Here is a 21,303-nt window from a genome sequence, read left to right as displayed (position 1 = left end):
TGATACTCGCAAAGAGAGCGATTAAAAATTGTAAAAGAATAGCTCCCGAGCCTGGATCAATATAGGCAAGAAAAAACATTGATAGCTCCTAACAAATGATTTATACGTTGCGGCCGATTGTTTAGGCTTTATATTGTACTATAAAAAGATAAAAAACAAACCGTTTTGTAAATTTAATGGATTTGTATAAATTGCACTACTCCCGATCCCATTCCCGATCTGAGTCCGTTCCCGAGCCGAATGCTGTTGAATTAAGGTATCTTGTTGCGATTTGAAGGTTTGCGTTTTTTGTCATTCCTGGCCACGACCAGGAATCCACAACATAGAGATAATTAATTATTACTGGATACTTGATCAAGTCAGGCATGACAAGGAAAGCAAATCTTTAGCTACAAGAAATACACATTATAAATCTAAATAGCAATGCCTTAGTCCTTAATTCAACAACATTCGGAACGGGAACGATCCCGTTTTTTTGTCATTCCTGGCTACGACCAGGAATCCACAACATAGAGATAATTAATTATTACTGGATACTTGATCAAGTCAGGCATGACAAGGAAAGCAAATCTTTAGCTACAAGAAATACACATTATAAATCTAAATAGCAATGCCTTAGTCCTTAATTCAACAACATTCGGAACAGGAACGATCCCGTTTTTTTGTCATTCCTGGCTACGACCAGGAATCCACAACATAGAGATAATTAATTATTACTGGATACTTGATCAAGTCAGGCATGACAAGGAAAGCAAATCTTTAGCTACAAGAAATACACATTATAAATCTAAATAGCAATGCCTTAATCCTTAATTCAACAACATTCGGAACGAGAACGATCCTGTTCAGGATCGAGATCTATTGCCGTTTTTCTTACTTGGGAGAAAATTTCTTCTTAAAATTCGAAATGCGTTCTTTTTTATAAGAAGAACCATGAGTTTTAATATCTATAACCGCTGGACATTTTTTCTCTATAAATAAGCCTTTCATGTTGCGTATTTCCTCTGGTATTTTTGTTACGGGATACCCACAAATGTGTAAATACTTTATTTTAGGTAGCTTGCTTATTTCTTTTGGTATCTTTCTTAGATTACGAGGCAAATATAAATCAGTAATATTCTCGAGTTGCTCTATTCCCTGAGGGAGCCGTCGTAGTTCATTATTTCCACTTAGATTTAAACACCTAAGATTTCGAAGTTGCCATATTTCTTTTGGTAACTTTCTTAAGGAATATCCATACAAATTTAAATATCTAAGATTTTGTAATTGTCCTATCTCCCTTGGTAAATTCTTCAAAGGATTGCAAAGTAAATTCAAATATCTCAGCTTCTGTAACTGCCCTATCTCTCTTGGTAATGTTTGTATAAAGCTTTTCCGTAAAGAAATTGTAGTGAGATTTTTCAATTCTGTTAACTCTTTAGGCAAATAATCTAGGTATCCTGAATAGATAGCTGTGGCGCTACGATATTGTTGTATATCTTCGATGATCGCGTCTGAATTCCATTCATCAACAATCAAAGTAAAAACGTCAGAAAAACTACAATTGTGAAATTTCAAATGCTTTGCATATAGGTCTACTTTTGACCTAAAGCTACAGTTGTCGAAGCAACTGTTTTCCAGTTCAACATAATTTTTTAAGTAAAAAGTACAACCGAAGTAGTTGGTGTTTGATTCCATTGTTGTTAGGACTTTGCTTTTTACTACTTTTTGAGCCATGACTTAGTCCTCCTCGAACAGTATGAGTTATTTTTGAAAATGACTTACAACTCAGTTAGCCAGTCTTCGACGAATTGAAACTTTGCCGCTGAAAGAGCTATTAGCCAATTCTTTAAAACTCCAGTGCTGTATACGTGCTTGATTATATTTGTAAAATATACCTGCAAGTCTTCTGATGAATCTATATTTTCGCTATTAGTACCTGTCATCATCAACGCTAAATTGGCTTTGTCTTTTGTTAGGTAATTTTCAACACAGTCTTGCGCTAACTTTGCGACTTTCTGCGGGCCAAACTTAGGCTTTGTGGGCTCCTGTGAATCAAACTGTTCTTGCCTAAGGCGATATTCATCATCGTTTTTAAAACCTGAATGACTATGCTTTGCCTTATTTGAGTGTACTTGAATTTCTTGGGTTAAAATATGAGGGGCGACCATTTCAAAGCTTTTATAACACGAAATGTTCTTACCACTAGCGGCACATTTTCGCAAAACTTCTAGTGGAAATAAATGTGGTGTTGGCGATTCTTTGCATAAGTGGCAGTTACACGGAACCTTGATTTCGTATTTGAGTCTTTGGTAAGCACGGTGAATTTCTTCGAGTTTAAACATAATGATGGTGAGCAAATCTTTTTGGTTTTCCCCTGCGATGTGAACGGTAATTTTACGTTGATAATAGTGCTCTACAATTTTGGCTTTAGTATCGTTTTTAAATAAAATTACCCCATGCTTCCACATATATTGTTGTTCGTGAATGTAGGTGTGCATCATAACGATAAATTGACTAATAATGCCTTTTGGCATAAATTCGTATTCATACTGAATATGCAAGTTGTTTTTGGTGTTCCAGGTGTGCGGTATTTCTTTAGCTTTCAGTAGTTGTGGAGCAATATACTTACCACTATTTGGTATTTTGTAACACAATTTAAACTTTATCATCAGCTCAAGAAGTTCGTCGTGCATATTATTGTACTGAGGCGTGCCCCAAATTTTTCTCAGGTCACCGTTGTTAAATCGCCCAAAATTTTTAATAACATGTTCATCGTCAAATACTTTGTATACCGCGTCAGTTCCCCATGTTGGCTTTAAGATAATAATATTTTTTAATACCGGATTGTCCTGGAAATGTAGAAAGTTCCCCAAGTCATGAAGGTAGCCACTTAGCTCCAACTGCTCATTTCTTTCTTTAAATCCATTAGATTCGCAGATAGAAATGTACTCATTCAAATCAATGTAATTGCGATCGTCATTAATCAGTATTTGCCGTATTCTTGTCCAAGTTTTTGGCAATTTAGTCCCAACATGTGGTAATTCTGTTATGTAATGTTTGATCTTTTTGAGAATATTGTCGAGACCTCTGTTATTTTGTAGGTTGGTTTGCAAGATTTCTTTTAGGTTAGAAAATTCTCCACGCCAATTAGTAATTTCATCGGTATAGCCACACAAATCGCTGCTGCGATTTTGCTTTTCGTTTTGAATAATAAGCAAAGGACTGCAGTCACTAAGTAATTCAGTGACATGTAACCAATAAAAAAAGTCGGTTTTTTCTTCTCTGGTGTCATCAACCAAAGTGTACAGTGATCTCTTGGTCAAAAAGAACTGATGCGTTGCGTGGTATATCTGATGACCACCAAAATCCCAGATATTGACATTAAAGAAAGTGTTGTTTTTCATCCGAAAGCTCCACTTGATAATATCTATTCCTCTAGTGTAATCTTCTTGTGGTTGCAATTCAAAATTCGGATTTTCTATCTTTTTGGCGAGACTCGTCTTGCCTACACCTGGCTCACCAATTAGAATGAGTTTTGCTTCGTATAAGTAGTCTGTTCCTTCTCTTTCTAGTTGCTCAAAATAGCTTCGTATTTCATCGAGACCTTTATTGGCTACTTCTAAAGGAGGAGTTTCTAATGGATTGCCTGAAACTTTGAGTTCCTTAAGTTTGGGAAGTTTTACGATGTTTTTAGGTAGGTGTTTTATTTTATTATACCTGAGATCTAGAATTGTCAAATTTGTAAGCTTTTCTAAATGAACAAGTCCTGCATCTGTTATTTTTGTAATGAAAATGTATAACTGGGAGAGATTAGTGAGTTTTTCTAAGTGTAGAAGTCCAGCATCTGTTATTTTTGTCTGTGCTATGTTTAGTATAGAGAGATTAGTGAGTTTTTCTAAGTGGACAAGTCCTGCATCTGTTATTTTTGTACTGGAAATGTATAACTGGGAGAGATTAGTGAGTTTTTCTAAGTGGGCAAGACGTGCATCTGTTATTTTTGTCTGTGCTATGTTTAGTATAGAGAGATTAGTGAGTTTTTCTAAGTGGAGAAGTCCAGCATCTGTTATTTTTGTCTTTATTATAGCTAGTTTGGAGAGATTAGTGAGTTTTTCTAAGTGGACAAATCCTGCATCTGTTGTTTCTGTCTCTGATAAATCTAAAGTAGAAAGATTAGTGAGTTTTTCTAAGTGGACAAGTCCTGCATCTGTTATTTTTGTACCCCATATGTATAGTTTGGAGAGATTAGTGAGTTTTTCTAAGTGAGCAAGGCCTGCATCTGTTATTTTTGTCTTTGCTATAGCTAGTTTGGAGAGATTAGTGAGTTTTTCTAAGTGGACAAGTCCTGCGTCTGTTATTTTTGTGTTTTGTAGAACGAGTTCGGAGAGATTAGTAAGCTTTTCTAAGTGGACAAGTCCTGCATCTGTTGTTTTTGTCTTTGATAAATCTAGATAAGAGAGATTGGTAAGTTTTTCTAAGTGGACGAGTCCTATGTCTGTTATTTTTGTACCCCATATGTATAGCAGAGAGAGGTTCGTAAGCTTTTCTAAGTGAACAAGCCCTGCATCTGTTATTTTTGCGTTTTGTAGAGCGAGCTCGGAGAGATTAGTAAGCTTTTCTAAGTGGACAAGTCCTGCATCTGTTGTTTCTGTTTCTGATAAATCTAGAATAGAGAGATTAGTCAGTTTTTCTAAATGAACAAGTTCTGAACCTGTGAATCTTGTTCTTTCGCAATTTAATACACAAAGAGAGATTAACTCTTTTAAATAAGTGAAGCCTGCTCCATTTATTTTTGTATAGGAAAGATCTAGCCAATAAAGATTAGTGAGTCTTTTTAAATGAATAAGTCCATCATCTGTTATTCCTGTACTTTTAAGACTCAGTAAGTAAAGGCTAGTAAACTCGTTTAATAAATGAAGGTCTTCATCGGTTACTAAACTATCTTCGATAAATAGCCCTAGAATGCTTTTAAGTTTTACTATTTCGACAAGAAATCCTTGTTTCTTCACATTTCTAACCGAGACTGTTTTTATAAAAGGTATTTGGCTGAGTTTCGTAACTAATTTTTGGTCTAGATTTCCATCTAGTAGAATGTGCTGAATCTTGTTTTTCTTTACCTGTTTGATTGACTCATTCGTTAATTTACAACCAAATAAATAATTATTTACAAAAAAAAGATTATTGTCTATCTCAAAATGCAGGTGATTACCACTAGAGTAAATATAACGCATCCCTTCTACAGTAATCATATCATTGCTTTTTAGTTCAAAAAAACTATTAGCTCTTACTATTCTTGTATTAATGGTAATTGTTTTCCCTTGAGGAAAGGAAATAAATACTTTTTGCGCTTTGTCATTTTGTTCATTCACCATCATATTTCTCTTTCCGCAATAAACTGTAACCAATCTTTACAAATTCACTTGTCGATTCCCTTCCCCGTTGCATCATCTGCGCGGTAAATTTTTACTGTTAGAATTAAAGTAGCATCCCTTGGCGCTCTCCACCAACCACCACTTTCTTTTTCGGGAAAAAATTCGATTTGTTTTTGTTTTCTTGGTGCGACTCCTTCTGCTATTTGGTATTCAAATAATGTGCGCGTCCAATTGCGACGGTGGCCTTGTTCTTTGATAGAGCTTTCAAAATAGATTTTGCTTACCGTTTGTTGTGAGTAGTTTTGGAACAAAAATTGGATTTTGGGTTTTTCGTCAAAGGAAAATATCGCTTGTGTGGTTCCAAATAATTTCGAGGCTTTTTTTGGCGCTGTCATGCGTTTGATTTTAGGACGCGCTACTATAGGATTTTCCTTCATTCTTTGTTTTGTTTTTAATGATCTTTGTAGATTTTGCTCGATAATCGGAGCTAGAGCGATGATTTCGTCTGCGGTTTGGCCGTGGAGAGATGCTTCAAATAGTCTTACGTTGCCAAATTCTTCTTGGTAGCGGTAAATGGGAGATATCGCCTGTGCGAATGTTTTTTGTTTTTGGGGTTCTAACGAGTTTTTTAGATTTTCAAGAGAGGCAAGTAAGTTTTGTTGAGCGTCGACGCGCGGTTGATCGCAACCTATTAGTAGTGTTATGAGCGCTATTGTTAGGATACTTTTGATTATAGGTTTATTTTTTAACATAAGGTTCTCCGTCTTATTTTTTGGTAGTACTTATCACTTCATAAATAGCAATCGGACGTTTTTTGCCTTTGACAGTGACATTATCTAAAAAGCGGTGGTCTATTTGGTCTTGTATTGATTCTAGAGTTTCGTCGGAGGTGATGATACTGGTTTTGTATTTTTTGGTGAGTCCTTCTAAGCGCGATGCGGTGTTAACAGCGTCTGCTATTACTGTGCAGTCCATGCGCTCTGATTCGCCTATTATTCCTAGCATTAGAGTTCCGGTGTGAATTCCTATCCCTATTTCTAGAGGGTAGGTAGGTTTTGTTTCATCGTTGTATTTATGGATAGTTTCGATCATTTCCTTAGCTGCTTGTAAGGCGTATATTGGTTCGCCGGGAAATATTGCCATAATGGCGTCGCCGATATATTTATCGACAAATCCGTTGTACTTGCGAATGACTGGTACTATTTTCTGAAGGTATGAATTAATGAAGTTAAAATTTTCTTGCGGAGTCATGTTTTCACATCGCGATGTAAAACAGCGTATATCAGAAAATAGTACGGTTGTTTTCATTTCGATTTGGTCGCCTAGTGCGACTTCTGTTATATTTTGATATCCAAGCAGTTCCATAAATTTCCATGGCACAAAACGACTGCATGCTTTATTAATTTCTTCTAATTGTGTATGCGTGTGGAAAAAACGACGTTCCAGAATCACTGCAATGCTTATCATAAACATGAACATACCCCAATGAACAAATGGTTTTGTCCACGGAATGATTTTTAATTTACCTAGAACATCATAAGTGCCAAAAGAAATGAGAATAACTAAACCTGTGATAAAAATTTTGGCGTTGTGATTTCCTTGCATGGCAGCGCGTATTGATACAAATAGTACTAAACCCGATGTAATCAAAAACAATATGTGAAATCCCATAAGAGATCGCGGCCACCAAAATGGGTTGAAAATGGCAATTGTTAGGCTACAGAATAGGTATATACTGTGTAGTTTTATCGATTTGGCAATAAAATTTTTCGGACCTCTTCCAAAAATTTGTACGAAAAAGCTACAGAAGAAGATAGGCAAACTATACAGGCAAACGTATTCAAAATGTAGCCATGTTAAGTCGGAAATTGCGTAGAAGCTTTTGATTTGCAGCCAACAAATAGTGTAGCCTCCCAAAACGATAAAAAAGCTTCCAAGAGGGACGAGAATCACTTGCGTTCTTCGTTGAAAAAATATTAGTAAAGAAAAAATACCGAGAAACACATATATACTTCCAAGAATGAGGCGTCCAACGTCTTCTTTGATTGTTTGTGTGTAGTATGTGTCTGAATCTGTGATAAAGATCTTGCCTTGTATACCAATTTCTTGCAGTGAAGATGACATACAAATATACAAATTGTGGTCATCTGCCATTGTGAACGAAGTCTTGTGGAAATCTCCATAAGAATAGAATTGAGAGGTTGTATAAAAATCTCCGTGTTGGTAGATGATTTTATTTTGGTATATTACCGAAAATTGGTGGTAGATAGCATTTATACAGAGTAGGGGCTTTTCTACGGTACGGGGTGGTATTTGTAGTCTAAGCCATAAATACCTTTGATGTTTGTCTGAGAACAATGGAATGGAGTTCGCTTTTGTCCACTTATCCGTAGAGATTTGTGTAAAATCATTAGTCTCTTGCCATTGATAAGAACAGTCTTTTATAAAAAAAGATGTTTGAGAATAAAGATGGCTTAGTAAAAAAAGAACGAGCATGATTCTCATCACAATCTCCGTTACTTAGGAATTTTGAACAATTATAGACGTTAACAGCTTAGATTTGGTAAAATAAGTAATTGGCAATTACTTTTGTCAACTATTTACACAATATTTACAATTTGTAGATCTTCTTCTATAGAAGTTTATAGCATAATCGCAATTTATTTCGCAATTATTTATGGAAGATTATAAAAAAATGTCGAAAAAACGATCTTTATGGAAACGTACAACCAAAAAAATTAAACGGAAATTACGCAAATTTCTACTTTTTATAGGTAAATACACACTTCCTTTTATTTATATGACATATTGTCGCTTTGTGTGGTTAACTAGTAAAGTGCAGGATGGTACTGAGGATATAGAAGAATATTGCCATAGCCAAAACAAGCCTGGTACTTTTATCGCTGTATTGTGGCACCAAGATGTGTTTTTAGTTAGTTACGCTTTTCGAAGGTTTGGTGGTCACACAATCGCAAGTCGCGGTGACGCGGGAGAAATTGTTACTCGTATGTTAAAAAAATGTAACTTTACAGTATTTCGCGGTGGATCTAGCAAAGGAAAAAAGCGACGTAAGAAAATACTTGAAGAGTTCATCGATTACTTAGAACCTAAAGATAAATTTTCAGTTGGAATTACTGTTGATGGTTCTTCAGGACCTATTTATCGCATGAAAACAGGAGCTATTGTTATGGGAAAAAGACTAGGAGCTCCTATGTTTTGTGTGAGAATATGGTGCAAACGAAAATTTCTTTTGCCTACTTGGGATCGCACAATGATTCCACTACCATTTAACGATATACGTGTTTTTACCAAAGGTCCATACTACGCTTCTCCCGAGTTGGAAGATTCACAGAAATTTGATGAATTTCATCATTTTTTAGAAAACGAACTTCTACAAACAGCACATGACAGTTTTAAATATTATGAAAAAGAAGTAGATGATAAATTATTAAAAGGTTTTCCTCCTGGTTGGAAGCCAAATACGAAAATACCTCCACTTGATTGAACTTCAATATGACAAAAAAACGTTTTTCCAAAAGAATTACTAAAAAAATAGGACGCTACTTACGTAGATTTGGCATTTTTATTGGCAAATATACAATACCTTTTATCTATAATTCCTACTGTTGGTTTGTATGGATAACTAGTAAAACAAAAGACGGAACAGAAGATATCGAAGAATTTTTTCATAAACAAAATAAGCCAGTGACTTATATTGGCCTATTGTGGCATCAAGACGTCTTTCTGGTTGCGCATGCATATCGTAGGTTCAATGGTTACACATTAGCAAGCCGCGGCCACGCGGGTGATATTATTGCGCGAATGTTAACTACCAATAACTTTAAGGTTTTTCGCGGTGGATCTAGCAAAGGCAAAAAACGTCGTAAGAAAGTGTTAGACGAATTAGTAGATCACTTAGCAAAACAAGATAAATTTGCTATAGGCATTACCGTCGATGGCTCTTCTGGACCTATTTATCGAATGAAAACAGGTATGATTGTTGCCGCAATGAAACTGCAAGCTCCTATTTTTTGTGTAAGGATATGGTGTAAGCGTAAATTTCTTTTACCAACATGGGATAGAACAATGATTCCACTGCCATTTAACAACATCGAAATATTTGTTCAAGGACCTTATTATGCACCTCCAGAAATGAATGAACAAGAATTCAATGAATTCCACAAAAAAGTTGAAAATGGCTTACTCGATGTTACTTATCTTGGTTATCAGCACTATGAAAAAGAAGTGACCAGTGACTTATTAGCAGGTTTTCCCGAAGATTGGAAACCAAAGGAGTAAACTTGTGAGTATAGATGATACAGAATTAGCGAAAAGAGCTTTAACTTTTAGCTATGTAGAGGGTAATGAACTTGCGCGTTGTTTAAAAATACAAAACAATATGCGGCAATTAGGCAAAAGTGTTGGTCTTGCGCAAATTTTAGTTCACGAAAACGTTTTAACAAAAAAAGAAGTTGAAAACATCATTGAACTACGTTTTTCTAGATACAACATTTTGAAAGAGCTTGGTAAAGGGGGAATGGGAAAAGTATACCAAGTATATGACCCCACTCTAAATAGAACAATTGCTATCAAGATTTTAAAAAGTGACTTCGGAGAAATAGGTGTAAAGCGTTTTATAAAAGAAGCTAAAGCTACGGCATTGATGGCGCATCCAAATATCATAAGTGTTTTCGATATTGGCTGCGAAAACAATCAACACTATTTCACGATGGAGTATATAAGTGGCCCAACTTTAGAAAGTTTGAACAAAAGCAATAAGTTAAGCTGGAATAAAATTGCAACAATTATGATGAAAGTGGCCGAAGCGACTCATTATGCTCATGGTAAAGGAATAATCCATCGCGATTTAAAACCTGCTAACATTATGATGGAAGGGGAAGAACCGAAAGTAATGGACTTTGGTTTGGCGAAAGTACTTTCTGAAAATCAAAAGCTTTCGAAAAGTGGACAAGTTATGGGAACAGCATACTACATGGCTCCTGAGCAAGCGCGGGGAAAAAATCGCGAAATAGATGCGCGTAGCGATGTATATTCTTTGGGAGCGATTTTGTACGAATTGCTAACAGGGCGCCCACCTTTTACAGCAAATTCTTTTTCGGAACTATTATCGCAAGTAATTTCTCGCGAACCTCAACCGCCGCGTAGCCTAAAAAAATTAATTCCTAAAAACTTAGAAACGATATGTTTAAAGTGTCTTGAAAAAAAATCAGAAGATCGCTACCAGAGTGCTGCTTCGTTTGCTGATGACCTCTTACAATTCATAGAAGGTAAAAATGTTGTTGCGACACCAAAAACATGGCTAGATCGAGTTGTAAAAAAGACTCAAAATAGTAAAGCAGCAAGTGTCTCAGTTAGTATTTTATGTATCGTAATATTTGTTTTTGCTATTGTATGGAGTGTTTTTGAATTAAGAGAACAAGATCGCGAAAAATTATATACTTATAAGAAAAATAGAGAGTTGCAAATAAAAATAACAGATGAGCTAAATAAAATGCAACCATTTGTCAACAAAGTTAGATTAAACAATTCTAATAATAATCTATTTTCAAAATACCGCGAAAATCTACTTACTTTGGAAAAACTATTACTGTTAGATCCTGGGCACCAACAAGTAAAGCAAAACCTATACTTACTTGAGAAACGTTTAGGTATGTTAGCTCTTGGTCAAAGTAATTTTCTTTTAGCAGAGTTGTCTTTTGAAAGATGTCGAAGCCTTGACAAAGAAAATGGTCTCCTTCTACTCGATCTATTAAAAAATGCCTACAACGATCGTTTTGAAAAGCAACGTGAAAAGCTTATGCAAATAATGACATCGCTAGAAAATATATCTGAAGATCTTTGGGAAGATTATGCTAGTCGTATTTTACGAATGAAGAGCGCTTATGTTTGCGAAGAACTATTTACCTACCTAAATTCAAAAAATCTTTTGCAAAGAGTTATGGCAATTGAAACTTTAGGAAAACTTCGCGACCCAAACATTATGTTTACAAATAAAGAATTGGTTGTGATTTTTATTGAAAAATTAGCCAATATAAATGTACGACAAAATATGGAAGAAGCAGAAGCTCTTATATGGGCACTAGGACGTTTAAAAGATGTTAGGGCGAATGAACCGGTTTACGAAGTTTTACACGACATGGAATATGATTCTTTTTTTTACAAACGAACAAGCCTTCCTTTCAGTTGGATTCCTATGCAGGAACGCAAAACTGATATGGTTCTTTCTTCTGCACAGTGGGACAGAAGAGGATCAATGAATTTTTTCAAAGGCAATATACGCGAAGCCTTAAGTGATTTTACAGAAGCAATTCACGTTGATCCACAAAATTCGAGGGCATATAATCATCGTGGAGTTGCTTATGCTATATTGAAAAAATCGCAAATGGCTTTCAACGATTATGAAGCGGCAATTAGAACAGATCCTGAAAATGAAAAAGCGTATAATAATCGTGCTCTGTTTTTTATTACGCATGGTAGAGCACAAGACGGAATTCGAGAATTAACGAGGTTGATTAGTCGCGATATTGACGACTCTAAAGGCTATTTAAATCGCGGAACAGCATTAATGATGATTGGTCGAATGGAAGAAGCAGTACGTGATTTTAAAAGATCTTCAGAACTTGAACCAAGTGAAGCTATGCCTCATAATAATCTTGGAGCATGTTTTATGCAAATGAAACGTCCGAGAGAAGCAATCACTGCTTTCACAAAAGCTATTGAATTAGACCCTTTTGCATTAGATGCTTATCGCAATCGCGCATTAGCTCATCGACAAAGAGGTAAATACGATGTGGCTATTAACGATATGGGACACTTGATTCGTTTAGAACCTCGTAATCCTAACTACTATGATTTACGCGCTGCTATTAAAAAGGACAAGAAAGATTTTTTAGGAGCTATCGACGACTACACCCAAGCAATTTTTTTAAGACCCGAAAATTCATATTTATATTATAAACGTGGACAAGTTTATACTCTTACTAAAGAGTTTGTTTCAGCGATAGAGGACTTTTCGCAAACAATAGCGCTCGCTCCTAACGCTTCAGAAGCTTACTATGAAAGAGGAAGGGTTCACATACAAAGAAAAGAGTATGGTAAAGCGCGTGTTGATTTTTTAAACGTTTTACAAATAAACCCGATGTTCAAGGATGCAGCTAGAATTAAACAATTTTTATACCGCAAGTAAGGAGTTTATTGTGAAAAAAAAGAACTTTGCACTGGAAAAACCTAAAGGATACGAAGAAAATACATACATTGGAACAATAGGTGAATTACAAAAAATTGTAAAAAAAAGCGAAGAGGAAAACAGTGAAGTAAAAGAAAGCGAAACTAACGAAATTGGAGCTGTAGAAAAACAGGCCACAGCTCCAAAGCAAAGAGAAACTAGAGCTATAAAAAAACAGGCCACAGCTCTAAAGCAAAGAGTTTTACCAAAGATGAAACGCAAAATAGATCCAATGCATATACCTATTCGTTCAGAAAAAAAACTCGCCCCGAAGAAAACGAAAACAAAAAAACGTCGCATTGTATGGATAACATCTTTTGTTTTACTTATTTTAATGACTATCTATATCACTAGCTTAGAAATAGCAAAATATCATTTTCCTAAATCGCAAACCACCGTCGAAAAAATTTACTACCCAATCGTCAAGTTAAATGAACAAATTAAATCGCTACCAAAAATTCAAAAAAAGTCTTTGGAATTGTATAAAAGCATCTTTCGGTAGTTCAATGTGTGTTGGCGAGTATCCAATCTCAAGGTGTAGTAATAAGACAGTCGACACACTTTTATTAAGAGTAACCTATATCAGGATACAATATTTTTAATACTAGCCACGAAAGATGTGGAGCAATATAAGTTCTAAAAACCATGAAGGCAACAACAATGCCTATTAAAGAATTCATAGGGTCCGACATCACTTTTTGATATCGTCTAGCCACATCATCAGACATAAAAACCTTAATAATAGCACTTCCATCTAAAGGTGAAACAGGAAGTAGGTTGAACAAAAATAAGAAAACATTTAGGTAAAGAAACGTGCTCAAAGTTGTTGCAATTCCTAACATGACTGCATCATCTTCTATGATAGGAACTGTAAATTGGGTCATACCTATAAGCCCACCGCTGACACTTTGGGGATTTGTAAACCAACCAAGCTTAAGTCCACACATAATAATGAGATAAGAGATAAACGCTAAAAAGAGGTTGGCAACAGGTCCAGCTAAAGCCATAAGAGCTGCGCGTTTAGGATAACGATTAGCCCAATCTACACTGTAGGGAGCACTTGCCCATCCGAAAAGAGCTCCGCCCCACAAATAAGAGACAACAGGAACAGCGATCATTCCAATAGGTTCACGTTCGATGTGAGGCATCGGATTTAGTGAAACTTGCCCACCATAGTAGGCTGTTAAATCGCCTAGCTTCATTGCTGCGTAAGCGTGTGCTGCTTCGTGTAGTGTTGTTGATACTACAAAAACTAAGTAACAGGTAATACCAAAGGAAATAAAGTTTGGGTCCATAGTCTTATTCCTTAATTTATCTGAGATACGAGAACTCTCACATTTTGCGAGAATTCTCTAAAACTTTATCCTTTGAGGCCGTTTTCTACAAGCCTTTGATATAAAAATTCACCAGCAGTGATATCTTTGTAAAGTTTAGGATGAGCTCTATCGACACAGCTTTCTAAACTAGCTAAATTGACATCTGGTTTAGGATGCATGAAAAAAGGAATGGAGTAGCGTGGTTCATGCATTTTTTCGAGAGAGGGGTTTATTACACGGTGGACAGTAGATTTGAGGCGATTGTTAGTCATTCGCGAAAGCATATCGCCTACGTTTATGATAATTGTATCAGGGTCAGGTTTGACATCGATCCATTTTCCATCGTGTCGTTTGACTTGTAATCCCTCAGCGCTCGCTGACATGAGTACTGTGATAAAATTAATATCGCAGTGTTCTGCTGCTCTTACAGCATTTGTAGGATGGTTGTTTTGGATAGGGAAGTAATGAATCGCGCGAAGAACGCTATTACCATGAGTAACTTTTTCTTTTAGAAAATTGTGCGGAAGGTTTAAGAATGAGGTGAGTGCTTCGAGAATAGAAAAACCGATATTCTCAAGTGCTTGGTAAGCTTTAATGTTGATCTTCTTAAAGTCCGGTATTTCTGAAGGCCAAATATTGACAGGATATTTTCTTTGCCCTTCTTGTCCTACATGGAAAAACTCTTTCAAGTCTGGTTCTTTAAATCCCTTTGCACATTCGCGCATTTTTCCGGTATATCCTCGCTCACCACAAAGCTTTTCGTCGTAGTATCTGTTTTTTGTTTCCTCTGACAAATTAAAAAACTGATGATATACATTAAAAAGTTTTTTGATAAACTGTTCGTCTAAATTGTGATTTTTTATAGTAACAAATCCTAGTTGTTGGTAAGCTTTACCTAAACTATAAATAAAATTTTGTTTTTTGTTATCATTCTTACTTAAAAAATCGTGGAAGTTTAGCGAGGGGATTTTGTCGTAACAAGGTTTCATTTTTTTTCCCAATCACATTTATGAAAATTAAGTGACTAATGCCACTTATAACAATACTGCGCTACATAAATCATAAATTTGCAGTGTTATCAAGTAAAATTTTGCTTTTTATTTTGAAAAAATGGAGTATGGATTTGTGTAAAGTGCACAAAAAATAACGTAAAGAAAAGTAAAATTGATATTAAATTTTTTATAAAAAAATTGATATTTAGGCTGTTAATTTTTTGGAGTACACCATGAGTAAAAATTGCCAACAAGCATGTGCTGTTCCTTATCGTAAGGAGCATAATATAGTTACATTTTGCTTAATTACATCTCGTAGCCATAATGACTGGATATTTCCTAAGGGAAATATTGACGGCGCAGAGACACCACAAGAGACTGCGCTAAAAGAAGCAGAGGAAGAGGCTGGACTTGAAGGAACAATCGTTACTAGTTTAGGCACTTTTTCATATGAAAAAAGAGGGCTTTCTCTTTTGGTTGCCGCAGAATTAATGGAAGTAACTGTATGTAAAGATAGGTGGCTAGAGAAAAAATATCGCAAGCGCTGTTGGGTTTCTTTTTCAGAAGCTGAAAATCTAATACAGCGCGCAGAAATGAAGAGTATTTTAAAAAAAGCAATAGAACATGTTAATGCAATAAATAGATAATTTAAAATTAGTTTAATTATATGAACACAAGTATAATAAATATATTCAGACTTTTAATATGCATATAATTTTCGAATATCTTCAAATATAAGTAAAAGAGAAAATTAGGAGACTTTAATATTACAGAAAGATTAAAGGAGAGTCTGTAGTACATTGATGTTTTAAAGAACAATAATGTAAAAATAATACTCGATATTTCTCCAGAAATTACCACTTGTCATGAAGATAAAGAAAAATTCACTTGTATTATCAATAACCTATTAAGAAACGCCGCCAAGTTTACCCACCAAGGAAGCATTACATTGCATTGTTATTTTCAAAATAATTATTTTCCTCGTGTATTTAGCTCAGGGCAACGCCCAACTGCAGTTGACTTAAGGCGATATAAAGAATATGGCTGCGATTTAAAGTAAAGTGCTGTATTTTTAGATTTTAAAGAGAGAATTGACCAATGGAATTTTGCGATGAACGAGAATTTGAACAAAAGCTAGTGTTGTTACTAAAGCGACATTCTTTGAAAGAATTAAGATCGTGGAACTATATCCCTGGTGGTATCCACATGAATGTTTGTTTGGAAAATACTCAAGGCAGTAAGTATTTTCTTAAGATACCACGTTGGCAAAATTTATCTCATAGTGAATTTGAAGTGTATCAATTTTTATCTTTGAATACCAAACTACCTGTTGCCAAACCAATTTGTTATGACAATACTCTCGATATATTTCTAAAACCATATTTTGTGGTTGAATATCTTGAAGGGAAATCTTGCGATTTTGAATACGATATTTCTTATCAAATGGGTAAGTTTTTACGGTTACTACATGATGAGACAGAGCAAGTTGTAGATAAATGGCCTTGCCCTTCTTATGAAAATTGGCGAGAGTATTTGTTACTGCTTGCTGAAAAAAACCTTGCTTTATGTAAACCGTTTATTGATGTAAAGAATTGGACAATAACTAAACATATTATTGAATCTTCAGCACAACTTATTCCTGAATTTCCGAAAACAGTACTTTTACATCGTGATTTCAAATCACAAAATGTTTTACTAAGTTGTAATAGTGATATATGTGCAATTGTTGATTTTGAATGGGCTCACTTGGGAGACTCGTTATTTGATTTAGCAAGTACCGAAAGTTACTTATCTAAAGCTCAATATAACGTTTTATCTGGGTATTTTTCTAACAAGAAGTTTGATTTTTGTGAAAAGCTATACTGTTTGTACAATTTAATTAATTTAGTCCATGTGATGGGACGCGCTACATATGTACTTGATAGTCCATTCTACTTTGTGATGATGAAGATACCTTATTTACGTAAGTTACTATGTCGTTGGAGTGAAATTTACGATGAGAGTAATATCTGACGCTTTAAAAGATATGTTTGTTAAAGCATCAGACATTTGACTAGCTAGGCGTGTTGACATTTTTAAATTTTGTCTTGCTCTTGATCAACGCTCTCTTTTTCATGGTTTTACTTCGCATTATTGCTATACTTACCAAAATGGTTTAAGATTTTTTGGAACAGAATCAGGTATTTATTGCCGTCTGTAATTTTTTCATTCTGGAGTTTCGATTCGAAACTAAAAATTTACATACAATTATAAAACTAAATCTTTTTCAGCAGGTATATTATAGAGGTAGGATGGAGTATCAATTCCTTGTAAGCGCATAGCATTTATACGATTTAATATCACCGTTCCACGCAACAAATTCTTGGCAACATCAGCAACTTGTCTATTGTCAATAGGATCTAATGGAGTTTTGTTTACCCACTCGTTAAAGCTTCCCATTGCTTGCCCACACCAAATTTGATAGTCTATTTTTCTGTCCACTTCTCCCGTCTTAGCCCAAATACTTGAACGTCCTAAATAAGAGCGAAAAATAAGTGCCATCTTATGACGGGGATTTTTTTGCGCTTTATCAATTTGTAATGGATCGCGTTTTTGAAAAAAGGTTTTTGTCTCTTCCCATACTTGAGTTAGTGGCTGGCGGAATATCGTTTTCTCTAAAATATTCTTCTCTTTTTCAGGTATTTCTTCAATTGATTTATAGTTGCTATATACATTGTATAAACGGTCAGCGCGCATTGCAAACATCGTTCCTTGTTTTAGAACCTGCAACTTTACACCCATTTCAAACATATCAGCGGCAGGAGCCATTTTTACATCGTGAGCCTCTGCTTTACATAGCATTTCTTTTGCAATTTGCGATGTATCTGCCTCAACACAACATTGATTAACACTTCCAGTAACTACATAATCAGCACCCATAGCAAAAGCAGCGGCCATTGATTGCGGAGTAGAAATTCCACCGGCAGCTCCTACGCGAATAGGGCGATCGTATTGAAAATTTTTCATGTACTCATTGCGTATTTCGCAAATAGTAGGCAGCAAAGTTACAAGTGGTCGTTGATCTGTATGGCCGCCAGAGTCAGCTTCAGCAGTAATATCTTCCGCTAATGGAAGTAGTGATGCTAAGTCGCGTTCTTGTGAACTAATTTTGCCTTCTTGGTGTAACTGCTCTAATATTTTTTGAGGAGGAGGAGACATAAAAGCCTTCGCTAATTCTGTCCGCGAAATTTTTGCAAATATGTAATTTTTAGGCACAATATCATCGCCTACTCTCCTCATTCCTTTCGCCCGATAATAAACAATATGAGGCGTAATTTTTAAATAGGCAGAAGCAGAAACACGCGTAATATTATGCTTTAAATACAAATCTACAGTATCTTCTTCAAGTTGCGTTTCAAAAGGACTATGCAGCAGATTAAAACCATAGCTTTCGCCATTCAAAGCACTTTGTATTTTGCTAATATTTTTTTCAATATTAGCAAGGGAAAGTCCTCCTGCGCCAAAAAAACCAAGCATTCCTGCTCTGGCCATTGCAATAACAATTTCGGCGGAACCAATGCCATTTGCCATTGCACCAGCTATATATGGATATTTAACCTCATGCGCTGTTTGAAATGTTTTGCATCCAAGAGTCCTTGGGCTCATTGCAGGAATAAAAGCACTGTTTTCGACTGGGGAAAAACCGTTGTGAACAATAAAATTATTATCTTTTTTTTCTACAGTAATAGCGCGCTTGTAGTCGCGTATTGGTTCTAGTAATCTGGTGATATCCATGTTTATTCCTAATTTTGTGAGGCAAAGTCTTGTTTTAGTAATTCTATACCTTGATCAATAGAAACAGTTGGTTTATACCCAAAATCTCTGCGTGCAGCACTAATATCAAACCAGTGAGAAGTAGACAACTGTTTAGCAACAAAGCGCGTCATCCGCGGTTCACTTTTTATACGTAGTGCACTATACACCATTTCCATAAGCCAACCAGCGAAGTAAGCTATTTTCGGAGAAATTGTTTTGGTGACAGGGGGCACATTTGCTGCTCCAAGGATTTTATTGATGAGTTCCCACACTGGTAGTGGTTCGCCATTAGAGATAAAATACGCTTTTCCGGAAACAACTGAGTTAGGAGACAACTCATTCGCTGCAAGAATATGAGCATTGGCAGCATTACTTATATAAACAGAGTCTACCAAACAAGGCTTTGTTCCGATTTGGCGTAGTTGTCCTGCTTTACCTCTTTCAACGATGCGTGGAACGAGATGATTGTCTCCTGGTCCCCAAATAAGATGAGGACGAAGTGCTACAGCCGAAAAAACACTATCACAACTATTCAAAACTAGTTGTTCAGCGAGTGCTTTGGTTTTGGGATAGTGAGTGAGGTAATCTTTAGCATATGGTGCTGTTTCGTCAATAGCCTCTATACTATCTCCACTATGCACAACACTGGGAGTGCTTGTGTATACTAGTTTTTTGACCCCGTGCTGCCGACAACAATCTACTATATTTTTTGTACCGACAAAGTTAGTTTGATAGTACTCGTCGTAGTTACCCCAAACACCTGGTTTTGCTGCAACGTGGAATACGAGCTCGCAACCTTCCACTGCTGAACTGACAGCGGACATATTGTTCAAGTCTCCAGCAATTTGTTCTACGTTTAGTTTTTGAAGTTGAGGATAGCTTTTGCGTGACAAACTGCGCACCTCATCTCCTCTTGCTAAGAGTTCTTTCACAATAGCAAAACCCAAAAATCCGCCTCCTCCTGTTACAAGAACTTTCACGATATCTCCTTTGCTGCCCATACCGCAAGTTTTTCGCGAAAAATTTTAGCGTTGTGTCTAATATCAACAGGAAAAGAAGGATGAAAAAGAATCGTTTCTATTTTCTGAGTATAAGGTTTTTGTTCGCCAAGTTTACGTAGTTCGTTGCGTAGTTTTTCACTAGGAGAATGCCCTTTTTCTAGCTCAATGCATAATACTGGAGTAACATTTTCCTGTTGCACACCAACAAGAGCGCTGCGATAAACTTGTGGATGTGTGTTGAATATTGCTTCGCATTTAACCGTAAAAAGAGTTTGTTGCGGAGTAACAACGCGATGCGCCTTACGTCCACAAAACCATATGCGTCCTTCTTCGTCGAAATATCCTAAATCGCCCATGCGATGAAAAAAACCTTCGCCATCTTTTATTTTTGATAATTCATTCGAACCAGAACGATTATAGTAACCAGAGGTTACTTGAGGGCCCTGTACGATAATTTCACCTATTTCTCCTGCGGTGACTTCAAGATCTTTGGAGAAAGAAGAGATAGGAGAATCTGTTATTTTTATTATGCGAACAGTGATTTCGTCAACGGGTCGCCCGACACAAACACCAGCACCTTCATCTGTAAGCTTTTGAGTGGTGTTTAGTACCTCTTTGCTTCCTATAGAGCAAACAGGCAGCGATTCTGTTGCTCCGTAGGGAGTGAATATTTGTGTCTCATCATTCAGCATAGTGCTAAAACATTTTAGTACCGGGCCAGGAACGGGTGCTCCTGCAGAAATCACGCGTTTAAGAGAAGGTAGACGCACATTGTTTTGTTGTCCGTAACGACCTACTCTATTTATAAGCGCTGGAGAACCAAACATATTGGTAATCGAAAATTCAAGAACAGGATCAATAATATTTTGCGGTTCTACAGAGGCTGGACGCGTGGCATCCATTTGCGGAGAAACAACAGCCATTCCTAGTGCAGGGCCAAAAAGTGCAAAAAGAGGAAATGTCGCGAGATCTACTTCACCTGGTTTTATATCATATATGCGTTTTAATATATCGACCTGTGCACAAAAATTTCCATGGTTATAAATAGCGCCTTTGGGAACTCCAGTACTACCACTGGTAAATAGAATCGCTGCCATATCGTCTGCTTTAGTTTCTTGCATCGTGTAAGAATGCCCGGGTTTACGTATTTGTTGTAGAGTTTTACCTCCCCAAAATAAACGTTTACCTACTGTTATGCAGATTTTGACACTTTCTTTTGCCCACCCAAGTATGATACGCGCAATATGAGCTTTTGGAATGCCAATGAAAGCTTGAGGCTTCGCTTCTTTTAAACAAGTAGCAAGATTTTTTATACCAATTCCTGGATCAATTAAAACCGGAACAGCTCCTACCTTGAAGAGAGCAAATGTTAGTGAAAAAAACTCACGGCTAGGTTTAACCATTAGCGCTGTGCGAACTCCACGAGTGATGCCTATTTCTTCTAAACCTACAGCAATTTCATTCGCAGCGTCATCTAATTCACGAAAAGTGTAGGAGGTATAACTGAGTTTTTTATTCTTACGGCCATCAACTATAATAACTGCCTGAGAATCTGGTTGCAGACTTGCCATTTTTGGTAGATGTTCTGCGATGTTTGCCATC

15 protein-coding genes are annotated in these 21,303 nt (G+C 36.2%); 6 read left to right on the top strand and 9 right to left on the bottom strand.

Going from position 1 to position 21,303, the window contains the following annotated elements:
- Window positions 1-873: 873 nt before the first annotated feature.
- Genes UABHE_RS09690 through UABHE_RS09675 form a run of 4 tightly spaced genes read right to left on the bottom strand, consistent with a single transcriptional unit; the run spans window position 874 to window position 7,856 of the window.
- Window positions 874-1,716, bottom strand: a complete 843-nt coding sequence (locus UABHE_RS09690; protein ID WP_372370057.1) for a leucine-rich repeat domain-containing protein — start codon at window positions 1,714-1,716, stop codon at window positions 874-876.
- Window positions 1,717-1,760: 44 nt separating this feature from the next.
- Window positions 1,761-5,354, bottom strand: a complete 3,594-nt coding sequence (locus UABHE_RS09685; protein WP_372370055.1) for a COR domain-containing protein — start codon at window positions 5,352-5,354, stop codon at window positions 1,761-1,763.
- Between the two features lie 41 nt (window positions 5,355-5,395).
- The gene (locus UABHE_RS09680) at window positions 5,396-6,103 is read right to left on the bottom strand and encodes a hypothetical protein (RefSeq protein ID WP_372370054.1); all 708 of its coding nucleotides are present in this window, start codon (window positions 6,101-6,103) and stop codon (window positions 5,396-5,398) included.
- A gap of 13 nt (window positions 6,104-6,116) precedes the next feature.
- On the bottom strand, window positions 6,117-7,856 hold the full coding sequence (locus UABHE_RS09675) for an adenylate/guanylate cyclase domain-containing protein (RefSeq protein WP_372370053.1): 1,740 nt from the start codon (window positions 7,854-7,856) through the stop codon (window positions 6,117-6,119).
- A 172-nt stretch (window positions 7,857-8,028) separates the two neighbouring features.
- On the opposite strand from UABHE_RS09675, the gene UABHE_RS09670 reads away from it, so the two are divergent.
- From UABHE_RS09670 to UABHE_RS09655, 4 genes are read left to right on the top strand one after another with little or no spacing between them, the layout of a single operon-like run.
- A complete protein-coding gene (locus UABHE_RS09670; RefSeq protein ID WP_372370052.1) occupies window positions 8,029-8,856 on the top strand; it encodes a lysophospholipid acyltransferase family protein in 828 nt (275 codons plus the stop codon).
- 8 nt (window positions 8,857-8,864) lie between these two features.
- Complete coding sequence (locus UABHE_RS09665) at window positions 8,865-9,650, top strand: lysophospholipid acyltransferase family protein (RefSeq protein WP_372370051.1); 786 nt, start codon at window positions 8,865-8,867, stop codon at window positions 9,648-9,650.
- Between the two features lie 4 nt (window positions 9,651-9,654).
- Entirely contained in the window at window positions 9,655-12,558 is a 2,904-nt protein-coding gene (locus UABHE_RS09660; RefSeq protein WP_372370050.1) for a tetratricopeptide repeat protein, read from the top strand.
- Between the two features lie 10 nt (window positions 12,559-12,568).
- Window positions 12,569-13,099 (top strand): hypothetical protein, encoded by a 531-nt coding sequence (locus UABHE_RS09655; RefSeq protein ID WP_372370049.1) that lies wholly within the window; start codon window positions 12,569-12,571, stop codon window positions 13,097-13,099.
- Between the two features lie 64 nt (window positions 13,100-13,163).
- Here the strand turns inward: UABHE_RS09655 and UABHE_RS09650 are convergent, their stop codons facing one another.
- Both UABHE_RS09650 and UABHE_RS09645 read right to left on the bottom strand, forming a co-directional pair.
- The gene (locus UABHE_RS09650) at window positions 13,164-13,892 is read right to left on the bottom strand and encodes a site-2 protease family protein (protein ID WP_372370048.1); all 729 of its coding nucleotides are present in this window, start codon (window positions 13,890-13,892) and stop codon (window positions 13,164-13,166) included.
- A 65-nt stretch (window positions 13,893-13,957) separates the two neighbouring features.
- A complete protein-coding gene (locus tag UABHE_RS09645) occupies window positions 13,958-14,902 on the bottom strand; it encodes an isopenicillin N synthase family dioxygenase (protein WP_372370047.1) in 945 nt (314 codons plus the stop codon).
- Between the two features lie 236 nt (window positions 14,903-15,138).
- On the opposite strand from UABHE_RS09645, the gene UABHE_RS09640 reads away from it, so the two are divergent.
- Window positions 15,139-15,552, top strand: coding sequence for an NUDIX hydrolase (locus UABHE_RS09640; protein ID WP_372370046.1), 414 nt, complete (start codon window positions 15,139-15,141; stop codon window positions 15,550-15,552).
- A gap of 451 nt (window positions 15,553-16,003) precedes the next feature.
- Window positions 16,004-16,918, top strand: coding sequence for an aminoglycoside phosphotransferase family protein (locus tag UABHE_RS09635; protein WP_372370045.1), 915 nt, complete (start codon window positions 16,004-16,006; stop codon window positions 16,916-16,918).
- 234 nt (window positions 16,919-17,152) lie between these two features.
- On the opposite strand, the gene UABHE_RS09630 is transcribed toward UABHE_RS09635, so the two are convergent.
- From UABHE_RS09630 to UABHE_RS09620, 3 genes are read right to left on the bottom strand one after another with little or no spacing between them, the layout of a single operon-like run.
- Complete coding sequence (locus tag UABHE_RS09630; RefSeq protein ID WP_372370044.1) at window positions 17,153-18,679, bottom strand: PfaD family polyunsaturated fatty acid/polyketide biosynthesis protein; 1,527 nt, start codon at window positions 18,677-18,679, stop codon at window positions 17,153-17,155.
- A gap of 8 nt (window positions 18,680-18,687) precedes the next feature.
- Window positions 18,688-19,680, bottom strand: coding sequence for an NAD-dependent epimerase/dehydratase family protein (locus tag UABHE_RS09625; protein ID WP_372370043.1), 993 nt, complete (start codon window positions 19,678-19,680; stop codon window positions 18,688-18,690).
- Complete coding sequence (locus UABHE_RS09620) at window positions 19,677-21,302, bottom strand: fatty acid CoA ligase family protein (RefSeq protein ID WP_372370041.1); 1,626 nt, start codon at window positions 21,300-21,302, stop codon at window positions 19,677-19,679. The genes UABHE_RS09625 and UABHE_RS09620 overlap by 4 nt, the downstream gene beginning before the upstream one ends.
- Between the last annotated feature and the right edge of the window lies 1 nt (window position 21,303).

Source organism: Candidatus Uabimicrobium helgolandensis, assembly GCF_041508025.1.
GTDB classification, from domain to species: Bacteria; Planctomycetota; Uabimicrobiia; order Uabimicrobiales; family Uabimicrobiaceae; genus Uabimicrobium; species Uabimicrobium helgolandensis.
The sequence above is the reverse complement of the archived record's forward strand: the minus strand, read 5'-3'. Positions and strand labels throughout refer to the sequence as shown.

Bases quoted from the DNA above. Each gene is read 5' to 3' on its own strand.
- UABHE_RS09690 (WP_372370057.1), bottom strand. From the start codon at position 1,716: ATGGCTCAAAAAGTAGTAAAAAGCAAAGTCCTAACAACAATGGAATCA.
- UABHE_RS09685 (WP_372370055.1), bottom strand. From the start codon at position 5,354: ATGATGGTGAATGAACAAAATGACAAAGCGCAAAAAGTATTTATTTCC.
- UABHE_RS09680 (WP_372370054.1), bottom strand. From the start codon at position 6,103: ATGTTAAAAAATAAACCTATAATCAAAAGTATCCTAACAATAGCGCTC.
- UABHE_RS09675 (WP_372370053.1), bottom strand. From the start codon at position 7,856: ATGAGAATCATGCTCGTTCTTTTTTTACTAAGCCATCTTTATTCTCAA.
- UABHE_RS09670 (WP_372370052.1), top strand. From the start codon at position 8,029: ATGGAAGATTATAAAAAAATGTCGAAAAAACGATCTTTATGGAAACGT.
- UABHE_RS09665 (WP_372370051.1), top strand. From the start codon at position 8,865: ATGACAAAAAAACGTTTTTCCAAAAGAATTACTAAAAAAATAGGACGC.
- UABHE_RS09650 (WP_372370048.1), bottom strand. From the start codon at position 13,892: ATGGACCCAAACTTTATTTCCTTTGGTATTACCTGTTACTTAGTTTTT.
- UABHE_RS09645 (WP_372370047.1), bottom strand. From the start codon at position 14,902: ATGAAACCTTGTTACGACAAAATCCCCTCGCTAAACTTCCACGATTTT.
- UABHE_RS09640 (WP_372370046.1), top strand. From the start codon at position 15,139: ATGAGTAAAAATTGCCAACAAGCATGTGCTGTTCCTTATCGTAAGGAG.
- UABHE_RS09635 (WP_372370045.1), top strand. From the start codon at position 16,004: ATGGAATTTTGCGATGAACGAGAATTTGAACAAAAGCTAGTGTTGTTA.
- UABHE_RS09630 (WP_372370044.1), bottom strand. From the start codon at position 18,679: ATGGATATCACCAGATTACTAGAACCAATACGCGACTACAAGCGCGCT.
- UABHE_RS09620 (WP_372370041.1), bottom strand. From the start codon at position 21,302: ATGGCAAACATCGCAGAACATCTACCAAAAATGGCAAGTCTGCAACCA.